Source organism: Marinomonas spartinae (genome assembly GCF_016461715.1).
Classification (GTDB): domain Bacteria; phylum Pseudomonadota; class Gammaproteobacteria; order Pseudomonadales; family Marinomonadaceae; genus Marinomonas; species Marinomonas spartinae_A.
The window spans coordinates 283,589-303,942 of the sequence record NZ_JAEMUI010000001.1; the positions used below are offsets into that span (position 1 = coordinate 283,589).

The 20,354-nt window shown below is 44.5% G+C and carries 18 protein-coding genes; 15 read left to right on the plus strand and 3 right to left on the minus strand.

What is annotated here, in order from left to right; genetic code table 11:
- The first annotated feature begins 127 nt into the window (after positions 1–127).
- From lepA to acpS, 6 genes are read left to right on the plus strand one after another with little or no spacing between them, the layout of a single operon-like run.
- Positions 128–1,933: a translation elongation factor 4 gene (lepA, locus tag JHD45_RS01270; protein ID WP_199474284.1), complete on the plus strand. Its 1,806-nt coding sequence runs from the start codon at positions 128–130 to the stop codon at positions 1,931–1,933.
- Positions 1,934–1,992: 59 nt separating this feature from the next.
- Positions 1,993–2,817: a signal peptidase I gene (lepB, locus tag JHD45_RS01275; RefSeq protein ID WP_199474286.1), complete on the plus strand. Its 825-nt coding sequence runs from the start codon at positions 1,993–1,995 to the stop codon at positions 2,815–2,817.
- Between the two features lie 13 nt (positions 2,818–2,830).
- Positions 2,831–3,508 carry a ribonuclease III gene (gene rnc, locus JHD45_RS01280; RefSeq protein ID WP_199474288.1) on the plus strand — a complete coding sequence of 226 codons (678 nt, stop codon included), beginning with the start codon at positions 2,831–2,833 and terminating at the stop codon, positions 3,506–3,508.
- A complete protein-coding gene (era, locus tag JHD45_RS01285) occupies positions 3,508–4,410 on the plus strand; it encodes a GTPase Era (RefSeq protein WP_199474290.1) in 903 nt (300 codons plus the stop codon). The genes rnc and era overlap by 1 nt, the downstream gene beginning before the upstream one ends.
- A 27-nt stretch (positions 4,411–4,437) precedes the next feature.
- On the plus strand, positions 4,438–5,175 hold the full coding sequence (gene recO / locus JHD45_RS01290) for a DNA repair protein RecO (RefSeq protein ID WP_199474292.1): 738 nt from the start codon (positions 4,438–4,440) through the stop codon (positions 5,173–5,175).
- A 27-nt stretch (positions 5,176–5,202) separates the two neighbouring features.
- A complete protein-coding gene (acpS, locus tag JHD45_RS01295; RefSeq protein ID WP_199474294.1) occupies positions 5,203–5,586 on the plus strand; it encodes a holo-ACP synthase in 384 nt (127 codons plus the stop codon).
- On the opposite strand, the gene JHD45_RS01300 is transcribed toward acpS, so the two are convergent.
- Together JHD45_RS01300 and JHD45_RS01305 are read right to left on the minus strand one after the other, a co-directional pair.
- The gene (locus JHD45_RS01300) at positions 5,567–8,419 is read right to left on the minus strand and encodes a response regulator (protein WP_199474296.1); all 2,853 of its coding nucleotides are present in this window, start codon (positions 8,417–8,419) and stop codon (positions 5,567–5,569) included. The two genes, acpS and JHD45_RS01300, sit on opposite strands and share 20 nt — an antisense overlap.
- A gap of 55 nt (positions 8,420–8,474) precedes the next feature.
- On the minus strand, positions 8,475–8,705 hold the full coding sequence (locus tag JHD45_RS01305) for a hypothetical protein (protein ID WP_199474298.1): 231 nt from the start codon (positions 8,703–8,705) through the stop codon (positions 8,475–8,477).
- 133 nt (positions 8,706–8,838) lie between these two features.
- Here JHD45_RS01305 and cysM point away from each other — a divergent pair, with 133 nt between their 5' ends.
- The 9 genes from cysM to JHD45_RS01350 all read left to right on the plus strand — a co-directional run bounded on the left by cysM (position 8,839) and on the right by JHD45_RS01350 (position 19,893).
- Complete coding sequence (gene cysM / locus JHD45_RS01310) at positions 8,839–9,732, plus strand: cysteine synthase CysM (RefSeq protein ID WP_199474300.1); 894 nt, start codon at positions 8,839–8,841, stop codon at positions 9,730–9,732.
- A gap of 84 nt (positions 9,733–9,816) precedes the next feature.
- Positions 9,817–11,133: a 23S rRNA (uracil(1939)-C(5))-methyltransferase RlmD gene (gene rlmD, locus JHD45_RS01315; protein ID WP_199474309.1), complete on the plus strand. Its 1,317-nt coding sequence runs from the start codon at positions 9,817–9,819 to the stop codon at positions 11,131–11,133.
- Between the two features lie 16 nt (positions 11,134–11,149).
- A complete protein-coding gene (relA, locus tag JHD45_RS01320) occupies positions 11,150–13,399 on the plus strand; it encodes a GTP diphosphokinase (protein ID WP_199474311.1) in 2,250 nt (749 codons plus the stop codon).
- A 17-nt stretch (positions 13,400–13,416) separates the two neighbouring features.
- The gene (gene mazG / locus JHD45_RS01325) at positions 13,417–14,277 is read left to right on the plus strand and encodes a nucleoside triphosphate pyrophosphohydrolase (RefSeq protein WP_199474313.1); all 861 of its coding nucleotides are present in this window, start codon (positions 13,417–13,419) and stop codon (positions 14,275–14,277) included.
- An 83-nt stretch (positions 14,278–14,360) separates the two neighbouring features.
- Positions 14,361–16,991, plus strand: coding sequence for a phosphoenolpyruvate carboxylase (gene ppc, locus JHD45_RS01330; RefSeq protein WP_199474315.1), 2,631 nt, complete (start codon positions 14,361–14,363; stop codon positions 16,989–16,991).
- Positions 16,992–17,216: 225 nt separating this feature from the next.
- Positions 17,217–17,876, plus strand: coding sequence for an adenylate kinase (gene adk, locus JHD45_RS01335; protein WP_199474317.1), 660 nt, complete (start codon positions 17,217–17,219; stop codon positions 17,874–17,876).
- A gap of 4 nt (positions 17,877–17,880) precedes the next feature.
- Positions 17,881–18,621 (plus strand): tRNA (adenosine(37)-N6)-threonylcarbamoyltransferase complex dimerization subunit type 1 TsaB, encoded by a 741-nt coding sequence (gene tsaB / locus JHD45_RS01340; protein WP_199474322.1) that lies wholly within the window; start codon positions 17,881–17,883, stop codon positions 18,619–18,621.
- Positions 18,622–18,833: 212 nt separating this feature from the next.
- Entirely contained in the window at positions 18,834–19,115 is a 282-nt protein-coding gene (locus JHD45_RS01345) for a hypothetical protein (RefSeq protein ID WP_199474324.1), read from the plus strand.
- Positions 19,108–19,893 (plus strand): class I SAM-dependent methyltransferase, encoded by a 786-nt coding sequence (locus tag JHD45_RS01350; RefSeq protein ID WP_233407493.1) that lies wholly within the window; start codon positions 19,108–19,110, stop codon positions 19,891–19,893. The genes JHD45_RS01345 and JHD45_RS01350 overlap by 8 nt, the downstream gene beginning before the upstream one ends.
- A 39-nt stretch (positions 19,894–19,932) precedes the next feature.
- Here JHD45_RS01350 and JHD45_RS01355 read toward each other — a convergent pair whose 3' ends face one another.
- On the minus strand, positions 19,933–20,154 hold the full coding sequence (locus JHD45_RS01355) for a SlyX family protein (protein WP_233407494.1): 222 nt from the start codon (positions 20,152–20,154) through the stop codon (positions 19,933–19,935).
- Between the last annotated feature and the right edge of the window lie 200 nt (positions 20,155–20,354).

The following is a 20,354-nucleotide window of genomic DNA, read 5'->3' on the forward strand; positions in this document are numbered from 1 at the left end:
CGTATTTTGTTGTGACGCTTGCCGTCATAGTGTTTTTTTATTTTGGCAATAAGCGACCCAAGGACAGCAATCTCGAATAAAGAACGCCGTATTCAACCAAATATCGCTTTTAAAGTGTGAGTAAATAGTGTCTTCAAAAAATCTTAAGCACATACGCAATTTCAGTATTATTGCCCATATTGATCATGGAAAGTCGACCCTAGCAGACCGTTTTATCCAAATCTGTGAGGGGTTGAGTGAGCGTGAAATGTCGGCGCAGGTTCTTGACTCTATGGACATTGAGCGCGAGCGTGGCATTACTATTAAGGCACAAAGTGTGACCTTGGATTACCATGCCAAAGATGGTCAAACCTATCAACTGAACTTCATCGATACGCCGGGACATGTGGATTTTTCCTACGAAGTCTCCCGTTCATTAGCAGCCTGTGAAGGGGCGCTTTTGGTGGTGGATGCAGCGCAGGGCGTGGAAGCTCAATCCGTAGCGAACTGTTACACTGCGATTGATCAAGGCCTTGAGGTTATGCCTGTATTGAACAAAATCGATCTACCTCAAGCTGAACCTGAGCGTGTGAGCGGCGAGATTGAAGAAATCATCGGTATCGATGCTATGAATGCCGTAACCTGTTCTGCCAAAACAGGAATGGGAGTTGAGGATGTATTAGAGCGATTAGTCGCAACCATTCCGCCACCGGAAGGGGATATAGATGCGCCATTACAAGCTCTTATTATTGACTCTTGGTTCGATAACTACTTAGGCGTTGTGTCTTTAGTGCGTATTAAACAAGGTACTTTGCGCAAAAAAGACAAGATTTTTATTAAATCGACTAAGCAAGCGCACCTTGTGGATATGGCAGGTATTTTCACTCCGAAGCGTAAAGAAACCGATGTTCTCAAAGCGGGTGAAGTAGGGTTTGTTGTTGCTGGGATCAAAGACATTCATGGTGCACCAGTGGGGGATACTATTACCCACGCTGCCACTCCGGACGTTGCCCAATTAGCGGGTTTCCAAAAGGTGAAACCTCAAGTGTATGCCGGTCTGTTCCCTGTCAGTGCTGATGATTATGAAGATTTTCGTGTGGCTCTGGATAAATTAACCTTGAATGATGCCTCACTTTTCTTTGAACCCGAAAGTTCCGATGCATTAGGTTTTGGTTTCCGTTGTGGCTTCTTGGGGATGCTACACATGGAAATCATTCAAGAGCGTTTAGAACGTGAATACGATCTTGATTTAATTACGACCGCACCGACGGTTATTTTTGAGGTCGAATTGGCAAATGGTCAGGTCATTAATGTTGATAGCCCTTCTAAGATGCCAGACCCCGGTTCGATCAAGGAAATGCGTGAGCCGATTGTAGAAGCCAATATTTTAGTGCCGCAGGAATACCTGGGTAGTGTGATTACCTTATGTGTCGAAAAGCGCGGTGTCCAAAAAGATATGCAGTTTGCTGGTAAGCAGGTGCAATTGCGTTATGAATTACCGATGAACGAAGTGGTGATGGATTTCTTTGATAAGTTGAAATCTTGTAGCCGTGGATTTGCGTCGCTGGATTACAGTTTTTCGCATTTTGCACCCGCTCCATTATGCCGTTTAGATATTCTGATTAACGGTGAACGTGTGGATGCTTTGGCGTTGATCATGCATAAAGATAATGTGCAATATAAAGGCCGTGCTTTGTGTGAAAAAATGAAAGAGTTGATTCCGCGTCAGATGTTTGATGTGGCGATTCAAGGGGCCGTTGGCGCCAAAGTCATTTCTCGTACAACTGTAAAAGCCTTGCGTAAAAACGTAATTGCTAAGTGCTACGGTGGCGATGTAAGCCGTAAGAAGAAACTGTTACAGAAACAGAAAGAAGGTAAAAAACGCATGAAGCAGGTTGGTAATGTGGAAGTTCCACAATCCGCCTTCCTTGCAGCATTGCAAATAGATAGCTAAGCGCAGCATGAACCTAGATTTGGCCCACCCACAGTGTGCGCCGTAATGGAGACAGATGTATGAGTTTTGATTTCGAGTTGATACTGACCTTGGCTTTTTTAATTACCGGGGCGTTTTGGTTGTATGATCGACTGGTTTTTGCGCCAAAACGTAAAGCCTTGTTGGCTGGTATGCCAGAAGAGGCGCGCTCAGCACTGAGTAAAGCGGAAAAAGAGCGATTAGCGAATACACCGAAATTTGTATTAGAAGTGAAGTCGTATTTTGGCATCATTGCGGTCATCTTTATTGTGCGATCCTTTATAGTGGAGCCTTTTCAGATCCCGTCTGGTTCAATGTTGCCGACATTGAAAATTGGTGATTTTATTCTAGTGAATAAGTTTGATTATGGTATTCGTTTGCCTGTATTGAATACCACCTTGATCAAAACAACGGAGCCAAAGCGTGGCGATGTGATTGTCTTTAAATACCCACGAGATCCGAGTATCAACTATATTAAACGGGTAGTGGGTTTGCCTGGGGACCATATTAGCTATCACAATAAAATTCTTAAGATCAATGGCAAACAGGTCAGCAAACAGTTTATTGCGGATTTACCACCCTCACCAGACCAAAACCAAGAGGCGGTGAGTTTGTTTAAAGAAGACTTAGACGGCACGGTTCATTATATCTATAACAATCACTATCCAAATCCACTCCAAGGGGATTATGTGGTGCCAAAAGGCCACTATTTCGTGATGGGTGATAATCGTGATAATAGCGCTGATAGTCGAGTGTGGGGATTTGTGCCAGAGTCTGATCTAAAAGGTCGAGCTTTTTATGTATGGCTGTATTGGAATAAGTTTTTCAGTCTTCCAAGTTTTGAATATAACGGTTTGATTAAATAATGTTGGAGAGATTTTGAGTTCACTGTATCAGAAGTTGTGTCGGCGAATAGGGTACTTTTTCGCCGACCTTGGATTACTCGAATTGGCGCTAACGCACCGCAGTTTTGGTGGCAAAAACAATGAGCGCCTTGAATTTTTGGGTGACTCCATTTTAAATTATGTCATAGCTGAAGAGTTGTTCCATCGCTTTCCAAAGGCGAAGGAAGGCGAGTTAAGTCGACTAAGAGCTTCCTTGGTAAAAGGCGACACCTTAGCGGAGTTAGCTCGCGAATTTCAGCTAGGGGACTTTTTAAAGTTGGGAGCCGGAGAGCTGAAAAGCGGAGGGTTTCGTCGGGACTCTATTTTAGCCGATGCGGTAGAAGGGATTATCGGTGGCATGTATCTGGATGCCGGGATGGATGTGTCCCGTCAGCATATATTAGCTTGGTACAAAGATCGCTTGGATGCAACCTCTCTTAAGGTAGTAACCAAGGATGCCAAGACACGTTTGCAGGAGTTTTTACAGGCTCGTAAACACGCCTTGCCACAGTATGAGGTCGTCGAAATTTTGGGGGAGCCCCATGATCAAACGTTTCATGTGCACTGTCTGGTTGAGCTTTGTGATCAGGCGATAGAAGGTACAGGTAATAGTCGTCGCATTGCGGAGCAAAATGCTGCGGCAGCCGCCCTTAAATTATTGGAACAAAAATAATGTCTGAAGTTGAGATTACTCATTGTGGTTATGTGGCGATAGTCGGTCGTCCTAATGTTGGTAAGTCAACCTTACTCAATCATATTCTTGGGCAAAAATTATCGATTACCTCTCGTAAGCCTCAGACAACTCGTGATCAGATATTAGGGGTAAAAACAGAGGGTCATATTCAGGCAATTTATGTGGATACCCCAGGATTGCATCTTGGTGAAACCAAAGCAATCAACCGTTTTATGAACAAAACCGCCACGGCCGCTCTGAAAGACGTGGATGTGATTTTGTTTGTGGTGGATGTCGATCGTTGGACCGAAGAAGACGAATCCGTGTTGCAAAAAGTGAAGTATGCTCGCTGCCCTGTGGTTCTTGTGGTCAATAAAGTGGATCAAGTTAAAGAAAAGGAAACGATTTTACCGCGTTTAGCGAACTTATCTGAGCGTATGGAATTTGCGCAAGTTGTGCCTATTTCTGCATTGCGCAACAATAATTTGGACCGTCTTGAGCGCTTGGTGGAAAGCTATATCCCTGAAGGGGTTGCGTTTTATCCAGAAGACCAAATTACCAATCGCAGCTCACGTTTTTTGGCGGCCGAAATTGTACGTGAGAAAATTACTCGCCAATTGGGGCAGGAAGTGCCTTATGAAGTTGCGGTGCAGATTGAAGAGTTTGTCTATGAAGAAACGGCAATACACATCAGTGCATTAATTTTGGTTGAGAGAAATGGGCAAAAGCGCATCATTATCGGTGAGCGTGGTGAGAAAATTAAACTGATTGGCAAAGAAGCCCGTATTGACATGGAAAACTTATTTCAGCATAAAGTGATGTTGAATTTATGGGTTAAAATTCGTTCTGGCTGGTCCGATGACGAGCGCGCCTTGGCGAGCTTAGGGTATCAAGAAGAGTAGTGTGGATGTTTAAGAAGGGTAGGTAGAATGCGCGCCAGTGCGTATGTTATTCATACACGTCCTTTTCAAGACAGTAAAATTCTGGTGGATTTGTTGAGTCTTGAGCAAGGGTTAGTGCGTGGTGTATGGCGCTTACCAAAAAAAGAGGCTCGGGTTATACCTGGGCCTTTTTTGTGTTTTGAAGTTGAGTTAACCGGACGAGGTGAGCTTAAAACCTTGAAAAGCATGGAAAGTCTGCAACGACAGAGATCATTAGAGGGTATGCCTCTGTATGCGGCTTTATATGCTCATGAGATTCTGTCTAAGTTGCTGCCTTTGAACTTACCTTTGTCGGATGTGTATTACCTCTATCAGTGGCTGATTGAAAACTTGCATTCTGGGGTAGCAATTGCCCCTTTACTGCGGCGTTTTGAAGTGGGTCTGTTTAGTGAGTTGGGGTCGGCGATTAACTTGTCGGCTACAGGGCGTGGAGAACCGCTTGATCCCAAGCAGCTGTATCAATTCCATGAAAAATTTGGTTTACGTCCTTACTTTGGGGATATTCCAAAACTGACACCACTGTTGTTTGTTGAGGGGAAAGTTGCACTAGATTATCATGCTGGCCATTGGTCGGATAAGCAGGTGCTGAGTTTGGCGAAGGAGTTGCATAGGGCTTGGTTGGACAGTCTATTAAATGGCAAGCCTGTTAATGCTCGTCGTTTACTGCCAAAGCAACTCTTTCAAGGGGAGCGGCTTTTAGGGGTGCCCATCTTCCGTGCTATATAAAGACATTGATATTGATAGAGGTTGAAGGTGATTGTTGGTATAGGTACCGATTTAGTGGATATTGCGCGGATGGCAAAGTCAATTGAGCGTTTAGGAGAGCGGTTTATTGATCGTATTTTAACCGCTGAAGAAAAAGCCCAGTGGTCGGCGATTAGCAATGTAGACAATGGGAACGCCTTTGTTGCTAAGCGCTTTGCTGCAAAAGAGGCGGCGGTGAAGGCACTTGGCACTGGGATTGGCCGTGGTGTGAGCTTTCAGCATTTTTCTGTGCGCAATTTGCCGTCAGGTCAGCCTACATTATGGGTTGATGATGAAATAGCGGCACGTTTTGATCATCCTATAAACTGGCATTTGAGTTTGACCGACGAAAAGGCCTATGCACAAGCCTTTGTTATTCTTGAGGCCATTTAATCCAATGTCTGGCATTAATGACCTGATCGATGGCGTCCAAGAAGTCTTCAAGGACACCCTCGACCTCCTCAAACCCCAACTCTTTTAAATGTGTTTCTAAATAGCCTGCGTGTCGTGTCATATTGATGGTGCCCGTGTATTTGGACGCACCATGGATGCGGTGCACAACATGGATTAGTTTTTCAAGGTCTTGGTGTTCGAAATGGTGCTTAATAAGGCGTTTCTCATCTTCTAGGGTATCTGCCAGCATATCGAACATTTCTTTAGCAATGTCGGTTTTATGATTCACAATCTCTAGCGCTTTGTTTACATCAAAGGCGTTGGCTATTTCGCTATTGAGTTGTTCTTGATAATTGCCTTTTTTGGTACACCATTTCACGATGGTGTTTAATAAAATATTTTCATCAATGGGCTTTGTTAGATAGGCGTTAATGCCACTAAGCAGCATTTTTTCTCGTTCTATACCGAGGGCATGGGCGGTGACGGCAATGATGGGAATGTCTTGGTAGGCTTCAAGAGTACGTAGCTGTTTTGTGGTTTCAATTCCATCCATTTCTGGCATCTGGATGTCCATGAGGATAAGATCAAAGGTGTTTTCTTTGGCAATATTGATGGCTTGTTGTCCACTGTATGCCAAGGTGACTTCAATGCCGTTAGGGGTTAGCCAATGAGACATAAGCTGCAAGTTAATGGGGGTGTCGTCTACAGCAAGCACTTTCAAACCATGTGTTTGCTGCTCTGACTCAGTTTGTTGTGCTTGGGAATCTATGGCTGGTTGAGACTCTATTGGTGTTTGTGCTTCGGCAATGTTGGGTTGTTGCTTTGGCAATAAAGGCGTCGCCGCGTCAATTTGTATCGGCAACGAAATGGTTTTTAGCGCATGGTATAAGTGCTTATGACTGATCGGTTTAAGTAGCGTGCTGCTGCAAATGGCTTTGAGAGCAGGGTAGTGTGTTGTTTGCCCAGGTGGTTGGATCATCAAAATGCTGGGTATCTGAAATTGTAAGCTGGCGTAGCTGATTAGCTCATGTGCTTCGTTGGCGCTTTTGTCTGACGGTGTGATGCTGATTAAAAGGCCGTCAATGTCAGTGTCCTGTTGGCCTAATTTGGCGATGACTTGTTCTAAAGTGGAGCAAGCGGTGCACTGCACCCCAATACTTTTTAGGTAATGGGTAAGATAAAGGCGATAGAGATGGCTTGGCTCAAGTAGAATAAACTGCTTATTCAGTTTTTCCGGTGTTTGGTCGGTTTTTTCAGAGGGTTGAAGATTCAACGTGAAGTAAAAAGTGGAGCCATTTTTTTGATCACTGTAAACATCGATGTTGCCATCCATTTGTTCAACGAGCTTTTTGGTGATGACAAGTCCTAACCCTGTGCCGCCGAATTGGCGTGTTGTGCTGTTATCGACCTGAGAGAAGGGTTTGAATAGGCGATTTAATTTATTCTCAGGAATGCCGATACCAGTATCGATGACTTTAAAAGAGAGTAAAAGCTGCTCGCTGGTTTGTTTAACAACTGTGACTTTGGTTCGAATGGAGCCTTTGTGGGTGAATTTGATGGCATTACCGATTAAGTTGTTAAGGATTTGTCTGATGCGTACTGCGTCACCAGTAACCCACTGTGGCACATCTTCAGAAAATTCCGGCACGAGGTCTATTTGTTTTTCACTGGTCAGTAAGCTAGCACTCAGAATTTGATACACATCATCAACTAATTCTCTTAGATTGACGTCGCCATGGTCTAAGCTGAGTTTGCCAGCTTCGATTTTTGAGAAGTCAAGAATGTCGCCTATGATGGCTAATAGGCTGTTCGTCGATTGTTCTATAGTGTCTATATAGATCTTTTGCTGATCGTCGACTAGGTTCTTTTGCAGTATTTTTGTATAGCCCAAGATGGCGTTGAGAGGGGTGCGAACTTCATGGCTAATATTGGCTAAAAATTGCGATTTAAGGCGATTGGACTCCATGGCTTCTTTATTAGCAATATGAAGTTGGGCGCTTTTTTCTTCGAGGCTATCCAAATTGCTTCTGAGATCCTCAGTAGATTGCTCTATGCCAGCATTAAGTTCCTCTTTGTGGCTTTCTAAGCGCTCGGCTAAATCTCGAATGCCTTTTTCCAGTAAGCTAAATTGGGGAGAAAGTTTAAGGGATTTAGCCGACGCAAATTGTCCTTTGACGAGGTTGTTGATTGCCCCAGTAATGATTTCTGATGGACGAGCCAAGTAATTGGACGCTTGCCAAGCGATGTAGGCGGTGATGCTATTGAAAAACGCGAAGAACAAGGCCAAAAGACTAATGAGCTGATAGGTTTGTATGGCAAGCTTGTCTTTGCTTATTTCCACTTTAACCCAGCCAATTAAATGATTTGGGGTGCGCAAATTGACAAAATCGGGTTGGCCACTGATTTCATCAACTTCTGTAGGGATAATATGATAGATCGGAGTGATGCGAATAATAGCATCGTCTTTTTGCTCACTGACTGCCTGCTCTGTTAGAGTGGGGGAAGGTAAGTAAGGCGCAGCCCCTGTTTCGGCAACGATGCGGTATTTGCTGTTAAAAATCTCGATATTGTGGACATCGCCGTAGCTTAGGGCATTTTGCAATAGCTGAGGCGAAATAGGGGTGTTGTTTGAAGCCAACGCTACTTGGCTGGTAGAGACTAATAAATCGGAAATAATCAGCGCTTTATTGTCGAGTTGTTGCTCTAAATCACTTATTCTTGAAAAAAATAAAAAGCACACAGCAGCCAATGAAAGGATAAGAGGGGGCGTAAAAATGACCCAAAAGAGTGTCTTGCTTGGTGAAAGTGTTTTGATCTTTCCCAGTGGCTTCATATTGTCATGATCCGTTTTGGCTTGCTGTTTTTGTGGCTACTAGTCAGCAAGCTGACTAGTAGCAAGCAAGTGTTCCTGCTTTTTTGCGTTTATTGCATTGTTTCTCATAATTACTACAGGCCGTGGCTTTGAGTCGCGATATGTCTTTAATGCTTTGGCATTCTTTCCATTTGGCTCTGAGAGTGTCATCTGATAGTTTATCCATATCGCTCTCAAATAAATCACAGCCTGCTAGTAAGGCGATGGTCAACATCAAAGTGCCTGATTTTAGGACGTTGTTCGTCATTAGTGGCTCCAGAAAAGAGAGTGTGAGCTAAGTTTATAACGCTTTCTTATTTTATTCTTTTAATGAAGTGTTTTTTAATGCGTTATAACGTTAAGTTTCTTTTCCTACATCATTAATGTCAATGAAGTTTTTTATGATTGAATATCCTAGTATAGAGTCTATTGTTGGGCAAACGCCTTTAGTGCGATTGCAAAGAATCAACCCAAACCCAAACAACACGGTGTTATTAAAGCTCGAAGGACAAAATCCTGCAGGATCGGTTAAAGATCGTCCCGCATTAAATATGATTTTACAAGCAGAACTGCGTGGTGAGATTGCGCCAGGTGATAGCTTGATCGAAGCAACCAGTGGTAATACAGGGATTGCCTTGGCGATGGCAGCGGCGATAAAAGGTTATAAAATGCACCTTATCATGCCTGACAATATGAGCCAGGAGCGTAAATCTGCTATGACAGCCTATGGTGCTGTTTTGCATCTGGTGACAAAAGAAGAAGGTATGGAGCGAGCGCGGGATCTGGCCATGGAGATGCAAGCGCAAGGCCTTGGTAAAGTGCTGAATCAGTTTGGTAATCAGGACAATCCTAATGCGCACTATTTAACAACGGGTCCTGAAATTTGGCAGCAAACTCAAGGCACGGTCACTCACTTTGTTAGCTCAATGGGGACAACTGGCACCATTATGGGGGTCTCTCATTATCTTAAAGAGCAAAACCCAAGCATTGAAATTGTTGGTTTGCAGCCTGCCGATGGGGCCAGTATTCCTGGAATTCGCCGCTGGCCGAAAGAGTATTTACCGACCATCTTTGACGAAACACGAGTTGATCGAGTGATGGATGTCGAGCAAAACCATGCGGAGATAACCATGCGACGCTTAGCTAAAGAAGAAGGGATCTTTGCGGGAGTATCGTCTGGTGGCTCTGTTTATGCAGCGTTAGAGTTGTCTAAAGTCCTTAATAATGCGGTGATTGTTGCGATTGTGTGTGATCGTGGTGACCGCTATTTATCCACAGGAGTGTTTGACTCGTGACGTTATGTAGCAAGGTAGGGTATTGCGCCAATATGCGTTAGAATAGGGCATCCTTTATATTTATCTTGTTGAAGAGACATTCCCTTGAGAAGAAGACACCCAACGCGACGCCCACCTAGTCCCCCGTCACTTGGTCCTATCCAGTTGTTTGAGATTGACGGGCTAACGCATGATGCAAAGGGGGTGGCTCGTCAACAGGGTAAAGTCACCTTCATTTCGGGTGCCTTACCGGGTGAAACGGTAGAGGCACAAGTCAGCAAAGCAGGGCGTCGTTTTGATGAGGCGTCACTCAAGCAGATTGTCCGCCAAAGTCCGCATCGGATCACGCCTGCTTGTCCACACTTTTCACAGTGTGGCGGGTGCAGCTTTCAGCATTTGGTTCAAGAAAAGCAACTGGAGGCCAAGTATGATTGGCTAAAGGGGCAGGTTCGAAAATTGGTTGACTCTGACGATGCCTTATCGGTGCTAGCGGATCAGCCGATGGCATATCGTCGACGTGCTCGTTTATCGGTACAGGTCAAAAAACAGAAGGTGCTGTTTGGTTTTCGTGGAAAATCCTCTAGTGATATTGTTCCAATTGATCGTTGTTTGGTGCTAACGACACCTTTGCAAGCGGTTTTCGAGTCCCTTAAAACATCGCTTATTGATGATGATCTGGCCAAAAAATTGGGTCATATCGAATTGTTAGAGGACAGCAAAGGCCTTGCCGTGACGTTTCGTTTAACTCATGCGTTGGACGATCGCCTCAAAGCTCAGTGGGAGGCATGGGCTCAACAACAGCAAGTCGCACTGTATTGGCAACCACCTGAGATGAAAAGGGCCTTGATTGGCGATGGGGCTAGACGTTTTTATCAGCTTGATGGTTTAACACTGCATTATCATCCTCAAGATTTTATTCAAGTTAATGCGCCCATGAATGAAAAAATGGTTGCACAGGCTATGGATTGGTTGGCTCCCAGCGAGCAAGATACCGTATTAGACTTGTTTTGTGGAGTTGGTAACTTTTCTTTGCCTTTGGCTAAGCGTGCAAAACAGGTAGTGGGGGTTGAGCTTCAAGAAGAGATGGTTGTGGCGGCGAGGGAAAATGCGTTGGCTAATCATCTTGACAATGCACGTTTTGTTGCCGCCGATTTAACCAAGCCAGTGCATCAAGAACTTGCTAATATGTCGTTTACGAAAGTATTGTTAGATCCGCCTCGTGCGGGGGCATTTGAGTTTTTGGAGGCAATAATTAATATGCATCCTAAGCAAATCTTGTACGTTTCTTGCAATGCTTCTACCTTAGCAAGAGATGCTGAATATTTAGTCACGAAAGGATATCGTGTTTTACGTACAGGTTTGATGGATATGTTTCCTCAAACCTCACATGTAGAGACTATGATGTTACTGCAAAAGAAGTAATTTTAAGGGTAAGGCAATGGTAACAGTAAGAAAAGATCACCCGATTTCAGCAGACGGAACGGTTGATATTGATCTATGGATGGCGCAGTTTGCCAATACAGTTGATGACGGCTCAAGAGTGCCGCTACGTATGGCATGTGAGCTGGCCCGTAAAGCTGAGTTTCAGTCTCCTCGCCCTTCTTACTGGGGGCCGCAAGCGAGCACCTTCCGAGCTGGGCTTGAGATGGTCGAGATACTGTCTAGCTTCCGTGCTGATCAGGACTCTTTGGTCGCAGCGGCTTTATACCGTGTGGTTCGAGAAGATCAGCTGCCAATTTCTCGTGTGGTCGATATGTTTGGGCGTAAAGTCGCTTCTATCATTGAAGGCGTAGTGCGAATGGGAGAGGTGTCGAAAAACCTAACCCTTGATTCCGCCGCGGAAGTATTAGGTAGCAGTGAAAACCAGCTGGAATCGTTGCGTAAGATGCTGGTGTCGATCATCGATGATGTGCGTGTGGTGTTGATCAAGCTGGCAGAGCGTGCCTGCGCCATCAAGGAAGCTAAGCACCAAGATGAAGCGCGTCGTGTTGCCGTTGCCCTAGAAGTACAAAGTGTTTATGCCCCGTTGGCCCATCGTTTGGGGATTGGTCATATTAAATGGGAGTTGGAAGACTTATCGTTTCGCTATCTTTATCCACTGGAATACAAGCGTATTGCTACTTGGTTGGATGAAAAGCGTCTTGATCGTCAGCAATACATCGATGACGTGATTGACGTACTACGTAAGCGTCTAGAAGGTATTAATATTCATGCGGATTTAATGGGCCGTGCAAAACATATTTACAGCATCTGGCGCAAAATGAAGCGCAAAAACATCGGCTTTGATGAAGTGTACGATGTACGAGCGGTGCGCATTTTGGTGGATGAAACCATGGAGTGCTATGGGGTTCTAGGGGTGGTGCATAATTTATGGAAGCCCATCCCTCAGGAATTCGATGACTACATTAGTAACCCAAAAAGTAACGGTTATCAGTCTTTACATACGGCGGTTATTGGGCCACAGGGCCGAGCATTAGAAATTCAGATCCGTACCAAAACCATGCACGAAGATGCCGAGTTGGGAGTGTGTGCCCACTGGAAGTACAAGGGAACGGATTTAAGTTCTAATAGCACAAGCTATGAAGAAAAGCTTCAGTGGCTAAGAACGATTTTGGACTTCCATGAAGTTCAAGACGACTTTGAATCTTTATCAGAGCAAATTCGCAGTGAAATTGAGCAAGATCGTATTTATGTGTTCACCCCAGATGGGCATGTTGTGGATTTGCCAGTCAATGCTACCCCTGTCGATTTTGCCTATCGGGTGCATACGGAAATTGGCCATCGTTGCCGTGGCGCCAAAATAAACGGCAAAATAGCCTCTTTGGTTACCCATCTTAAAACTGGCGATAAAGTTGAAATTCTTACCTCGAAGGAAGGATCACCTAGTCGAGATTGGCTGCATCCTACCTTTGGTTATGTGCAAACCAATCGTGCTAGAGCGAAAATTCAAAATTGGTTTCGAAAAGAAGATCGTGAGAAAAACTTAGAGGCAGGGAAACTGATTCTCGATAAGCAGATCAAACGACTTGGTGTAGATGAAAGTCGTCTTGATTTAATGAAGTTATCTTCTCGCTTTAATTTTTCTAACGCAGATGAAGTCTACGTGGCTTTAGGGGCTGGTGATATTCAGTTATCTCGTGTGCTTCATGCGATTGATGACCTGATGAGTCTAGATGGTAATGCCCCTGTCGTACGTCCAGTTAGACTGAAGAAAAGTCGTCATAAATCCTCCGATAATGATGTGCATATTTTGGGAGTCGGCAAATTGCTGACACAAATGGCGAAATGTTGTTCGCCAGTGCCAGGGGATGAGATTGTCGGTTACATCACACAAGGTCGGGGCGTATCGATTCACAAACAAGATTGCACGAATATCATTCAGATGAGTGGTGAAGAGCCTGAACGTATGGTAGAAGTCAGCTGGGGTGAAGAGGTGGATAATCTTTACCCAGTGAACATTCAGGTGGAAGCCTATGATCGAACGGGTCTGCTCAATGATATCACCGCGCTGTTGGCGAATGAAAAAGTCAACTTGCTGTCCATGAACACATTATCGACAAAAGAAAGTCATACGGCGGTAATTCGTTTCACTATAGAGGTGGGGGAATTAGGCGTGTTGAGTAAGCTGTTACATCGTATTGATCAGCTACCCAATGTGCTGAACGTGTTTAGGGAAAAAGACTTTTGAGTGCGTTAGGGTCCACTATGACGTCCATGGATCGCTTATTAACACTCATGGCCTGTTTGCGGGATAAAGAGCATGGCTGTGATTGGGATAAGAAGCAGACCTATCAGACCATTGCGCCTTACACTTTGGAGGAAGCATACGAAGTGTTAGACGCGATTGAGCGTCGTGATTACGAGCATCTAAAGGAAGAGCTTGGCGACTTACTCTTTCAAGTAGTGTTTTACGCACAAATAGGTAAAGAGGAACAGCGCTTTGATTTTGATGATGTCGTCAATGAAATCATCAATAAGATGCTGCGTCGCCATCCTCATATTTTTCCTGATGGGGATTTAGCGCGTTTTGGAGAGGCTCCCCCAGTTTCACAAGAGGCATTACGAGGTCAGTGGGACCGCATCAAAGCAGAAGAAAAACGGCTAAAAAGTCAGCGCTCTCAACTCAATGTTCCTAACGATGGTATTCTCAAAGATCATTCCTATGAAGAAGAGAGTCTATTGTCTGCGGTTCCTGTCTCCATGCCAGCGTTGATGCAAGCTGATAAATTGCAGAAAAAAGCCGCTAAAGTGGGCTTTGATTGGCCAGATGTAGCGCCAGTTTTTGCCAAAATTCGTGAAGAGTTAGCCGAACTAGAAGAAGCCATTCAGCAAGCAGAGCAAGCGCACATCGAAGCTGAAATGGGCGATGTTTTGTTTGCCATGAGTAATTTGGCGCGTCATTTGAACGTGTCACCTGATGTGGCTTTAAATCGTACCAATGTAAAATTTCGTCGTCGCTTTGCTCGCATAGAAACGTTAGTATCAGAGAGTGGAAAAAGCCTAACTGATTGTTCTCTTGAAGAGTTAGATGTTTTATGGGAGCAAGCGAAACGAGAAGGCTTATAAGCTCTCGTTAACAATAATGATAACTATTGAAGCCAAAAGGCGCAGATATCTTGTGTTGTCTTTTGTTTGAAAGGAGGGGTGAAGTGAGTGACCGTCAAGCATCATTGCGTGAAAATGTGAGATTACTAGGAGATTGTTTAGGGGAAACCATGAGCAATCACTTGGGAGAGGATTTTTTACAAACTGTCGAGAAGGTCCGTCAGTTATCAAAAGATGGTCGTCACTCAGGGGATTCAGCGGCATTGATTGAAGCACTGGAAGCGCTGGATGAAAAAGACATCGTGCCAGTGGCCCGTGCGTTTAATCAGTTTTTGAACTTGTCAAACATCGCTGAGCAATATCATCGTGTTCATCGTCGCCGTACTAACGAAAGCCTTGGCATCTATCAAAATCCGGTAGGAGATTTACTGGGACGCTTGTCAAAAGAAGGGTTTTCATCGGAACAAATGCTTAACGCCTTGCAAGGGCAGTCAATTGAGTTGGTGCTCACTGCTCATCCAACCGAAGTAGTACGCCGTTCTCTTATCCGCAAATACGATAATATTTCAACGCAACTTGAAGCATTAGATAAAGATAATATTCTCCCTTTAGAAGAAGCGAAACACATTCGTCGCCTTAAAGAAATCATTACCCAAGCATGGCATACCGATGAAATTCGTGAACAGCGTCCTACGCCAGTTGATGAAGCAAAATGGGGCTTCGCGGTAATAGAACAATCTTTATGGGAAGCGGTACCTGGTTTTTTCCGTCAATTAGACAAACAGTATCGTCAGTATTCTGATATGGAGCATTTGCCGCTAAATCTAGCTCCTATTCACTTTGCGACCTGGATGGGGGGAGATCGAGATGGCAACCCTAATGTCACCCACAAAATTACTGAAGAAGTCACGTTACTGGCTCGTTGGATGGCCGCTGACTTATATATTAAAGATTTGAACGTTTTGCGTTCTGAGTTTTCGATGACCCAGTGTAACGCGGCATTACGTGAGCGTGTGGGTGATAGTCCACAGCCTTATCGAGAAGTATTACGTCGCTTAGAGCAAAGCATGATCGCGACTAAAGAGTGGGCTCAAGCACGCTTGGATGGTCGCCCGGAGAGCGCCGAGAATATTATGCTGAACAGTCAGGAATTAATGAATGACCTGACTTTGTGTTATCAGTCTCTTATCGACTGTGGCATGAAAGTGATCGCGAATGGGGCCCTGTTAGACTTGATTCGCTGTGCTGCCACGTTTGGTTTAACCTTAGTGAAGTTAGATGTTCGTCAAGATGCCTCTCGTCATATTGAGGCCTTGTCGGCGATTACTCGTTTTTATGGCGTCGGAGATTATGCCGAGTGGGATGAGGCTTCTCGCCAAGCGTTTTTGTTAACAGAACTGAACTCCAAACGTCCTTTGTTGCCGTTAGATTGGTCACCAACGCCTGAGGTTAAAGAGGTATTGGACACATTTGCCATGATTGCCAAAGGTGAAGCCAGCTCATTTGGTTCCTATGTGATCTCAATGGCCAGTGCACCGTCAGATGTGTTGGCAGTGGCTTTAATGCTAAAAGAGTCCGGTGTACGTTTTCCTATGCGTATCGTGCCGCTGTTTGAAACCTTAGCGGATCTGGATAATGCTGAGCCAATCATTGAACAGCTCTTCACCATCCCATGGTATAAGGCTTATATCAATGGTCGTCAAGAAGTCATGATTGGTTATTCTGACTCTGCCAAAGATGCGGGACAAATTGCCGCAACATGGGGGCAATATCGCGCCCAAGAGGCCTTAACAGGGCTGTGTAAGCGTCATGGGGTGCATTTAACCTTGTTCCATGGACGTGGCGGTACTGTGGGGCGTGGTGGCGGTCCTGCTCACGTAGCCATTTTGTCCCAACCTCCTGGTTCGGTAAATGGCTCGATTCGCGTCACAGAGCAAGGGGAGATGATTCGCTTTAAATTCGGTATCCCTGATATTGCCGTTCGCTCATTGGAGCTTTATTGTTCCGCCGTATTGGAAGCGACCCTAATTCCAGCATCACCACCAAAAGAAGAATGGCGAGCTATTATGGATGAGATGGCAGAAGTTGGGATGAACCAATATCGCTCTATTGTTCGAGGTCATGAGGATTTTGTGGCGTATTTTAGGGCGACTACACCGGAACAGGAGTTGGCTAAGCTGCCTTTGGGATCCCGACCTGCTCGTCGGCGTTCTGACGGTGGTGTCGAGAGCTTGCGAGCTATTCCTTGGATTTTCGCGTGGATGCAAATTCGTCTTATGTTGCCGGCTTGGTTAGGAGCTGAAAGTGCGTTAGAGCAAGCCATCGAGTCGGGTAATTTAGATAAACTGCGGGAAATGCATAAAAAATGGCCATTTTTTGGGGCTTATTTGGATATGCTTGATATGGTACTAGCCAAGGCTGAGCCAGATATTGCCGAGTACTATGAGAAGCGTCTCGTGGATGAAGAGCTTAAAGGGTTAGGCCGTTTGTTGCGTAGCAAGTTATTACAAGTGAGTGAGTTGGTCAAAGAGTTGAAGCAACAAGACCGACTGATTGAAGACAATAAAACCATTCGCCAGTCGATTGATGTTCGTAACCCCTACATTGATCCGTTGCATTATCTGCAGGCCGAATTGCTGTATAGAAGCCGTAAAAACCCAGATAACCCAGAAGTGAATAAGGCGTTAATGATTACAATGGCTGGTATTGCCAGTGGTATGCAAAATACGGGCTAAATCAGCATTTGATTAAAAAACATTCAATATAGGCGCTAAAATAGCGAAAATAAGACAGTAAATTTGCATCTTGAAGGCTTGCTTGGGTATGCTAAGCGGCCATTCGATTTTTTACAACGCAAGTCATCTGTTTTTTGTTGCTTTTTTTGCGCCTTTTTTGTGCGTGTTTTTTCATGTGGCAGATGGTTGCTTTCCAGTTTATAGACTGACTTTTGGAGACATGTTATGCGAGTAATATTATTAGGTGCCCCAGGCGCTGGTAAAGGGACTCAGGCTCAATTCATCACTGAAGAGTTTGGTATCCCGCAAATTTCAACTGGTGATATGTTACGTGCAGCGGTTAAGGCCGGAACGGAGTTAGGTTTAAAGGCGAAAGCGGTTATGGATGCCGGTCAATTGGTGTCCGATGATATTATTATTGGTCTTGTTAAAGAGCGTCTTACAGAAGAAGACTGTGCCAATGGTGCCCTATTTGATGGCTTTCCTCGTACTATTCCACAGGCCGATGCGCTAAAAGAAGCGGGTGTTCAAATTGATTATGTGGTGGAAATTGACGTTGCAGATGAAGAGATTGTGAAGCGTATGAGTGGCCGTCGAGTTCATGAAAGCTCAGGCCGTACTTATCATGTGATTTACAATCCACCTAAAGTGGAAGGTAAAGATGATGTAACGGGTGAAGATCTTATTCAGCGTGTTGATGATACGGAAGAAACCGTGCGTAAACGCTTAGGAGTATACTATGAGCAAACAGCGCCACTGATTGGGTATTATCAACAATGGTTGAAAGAAGATCCTGCGACGGCGCCACAATTTGTCAAAGTCAATGGTGTTGGTGAATTAAACGACATTAAGCAAAGCTTGCTGACTTCTTTAAAGGCATCATGATTCGATGGCGGCAATTTTAGCGTTAGATACATCAACCTCGGCTTGTTCTGTTGCATTGAACATAAATGGTGTGGTGCTGGAAGACTTTCGTATGGCACCACGCCAGCATAATGATTTGATTCTACCTATGGTAGAACAAATTTTGCAGCAATCTGGGATGGCTTTGCAGGATTTGGATGCCATTGCGTTTGGACGAGGTCCAGGATCCTTTACGGGGCTTCGTATCAGTGCCGGCATTGTGCAAGGATTGGCTTATGGTGCGGATTTACCAGTCATTCCTATCTCGACGTTGGCCGCTCAAGCATTGGAGGGCTTCCAGAAAACCGGGCTGCATCATTGGTTATCTGCACTGGATGCTCGCATGGGCGAAATCTATGTGGCAGGGTACTTTGTTGATAAAGTGAGTGTCGATAAAGTAGCTCGGGGTGATAAAGCAACTGAGCAATATAGTGTGAAGACCTTACTCGATGAGCGTGTGATTCATCCGGAACGTCTGGAGGCTCTTTCGTTACCCTATCAAGGTGTCGGGTCTGGTTGGCGATATGATGAGATACTCAATGGTTTATTGCCAGTTAAACCTGAGCAGGTGCTGATGGAGGTTGCTCCCCGAGCCGCTTGCATCGCACAACTGGCTGTTACAGCCTTTGAAAAAGGGGAAACGGTGTCGGCTTATGATGCTATTCCTATTTATTTAAGGGATGAAATTACCTGGGAGAAGCAGGCACCTAGAATAGGCAAGCGCTAACTGGATTTTATTGTTCTTTAGTTCGCGATTTGTAATGATTTTGTGATCACCTCTTTAGAGGTGATTTTTTTAAAGTGTCTTTTATTGGAGTAGTAAATACCGATTTGTAGATGTTTTTTTGGCATCTGTTAAATAGGTGTTTTCATGAGAAAAAGCTATATTGATTACTTATACTTCATTACCATTGATGTGAATTACGAGTACTTTTTACCATGCGAATTAGTCCTCCGCTTCCTGCAGCGATAAGCAATAAGAATGCGCCGTCTCTTGATTCCTCTATAATAAAAAAGCCATCAGGTGCCGCTGATTTATCAGTCTCCGCCTCAGTATCGCGCCTTGAAAAAGTACATTCTCATGACAATGCTTCTCGTTTTCGGCGTATAGAGGGGTTATCGGCCAAAGCGCAATCCGCTCTTCAGGCGTACCATAATACCGAGGCAATGGCAGCGGATAATCCTCGAAATCAATTAATTGGAGTAGATGTTTTTGCTTAGTCGTTTTGCTGTCGCCTCATTAGAGGCTGGATTCGATCTCTCTATCAAACAACTTGCTGATGAATTAAATGTACCGCTTTATCGCCTTGATAAGCCGCTGAAATATGTGGATGAATACGATTATTTGTTATTAATGGGAGAAAATGGCGTAAGTCTGGCTAAAACGGGTAAGGGGGCACCTAAACCTGTGCAGGTTGAGTTCACTTCCGGTGCGACGGACCACCGACGACGATTTGGCGGTGGAAAAGGTCAAGATATTGCCAAAGCGGTTGGCTTGAATAAGCGTAATGGGCTCCATGTATTGGATGCAACGGCGGGATTGGGACGTGATGCATTTGTGTTAGCTAGCCTTGGTTGTCAGTTGTCCTTGTGTGAGCGTGTGGGCTTTGTTAGGGCAATGCTGGAGGATGGCATAACTCGTGCTTTAGATCATCAGGAGGTGGGTGAGATAGTCGCTAGAATGGCGTTACTGGATAGAGACATTCATTCCATTACCGGACAAACGTTTGATGTGATTTATCTCGACCCTATGTATCCGCATACTGATAAATCGTCTGCGGCTGCTAAAAAAGAAATGGCCTTTTTTCGTGATTTGGTGGGTAAAGATGAGGATGCTGATGCACTTTTGCCAAAGGCGCTTGAATTGGCAGAATATCGAGTCGTTGTAAAGCGACCTAAAGGGGCGCCTTTTTTAAATGGGATGGTGCCAACCTATCAACTTGAGGGAAAAGCTGGGCGATTTGACGTCCATGTTCTAAAATCATTAGAGGCCAGTTAATCCTATTATCTGCGTTGTTATCGCGAGTTCGCTTTATGTCTAATAATGGGGTGGTTTGTCGTCGCCGTGGATAGTTTGTTGTTGTCGATAGTTTTCTAATTGTCTGGCGAGAAAAGATAATTTTTCTTGTATCAATAAAAGATCTCTTTGCTGAAGGGCGATGGTTTTATTTAGGCTATCGATTGTGTCTTCTTGGAATTGTAGTTGGTATTCGAGTTCATCGATCCGCTGCTCGATATCTGAGGTGTTCATGGATGGCATCAGTATGGTAACCTTAATGAGCTAAGCTCTTAATTTGGGAGCCATTCTCTATGGATTACTTGCAATTGATTGCGCGTAAAAATAGAAAAGGCGAAAAATTGCTCTTTTAAACAAGGTGATTATCTTACTACGATCACCTTTCGCTTCACATGGCAATTTTGAAAGAGTGTAGTAAAATTTTTAATTTTCCACATTTGTAT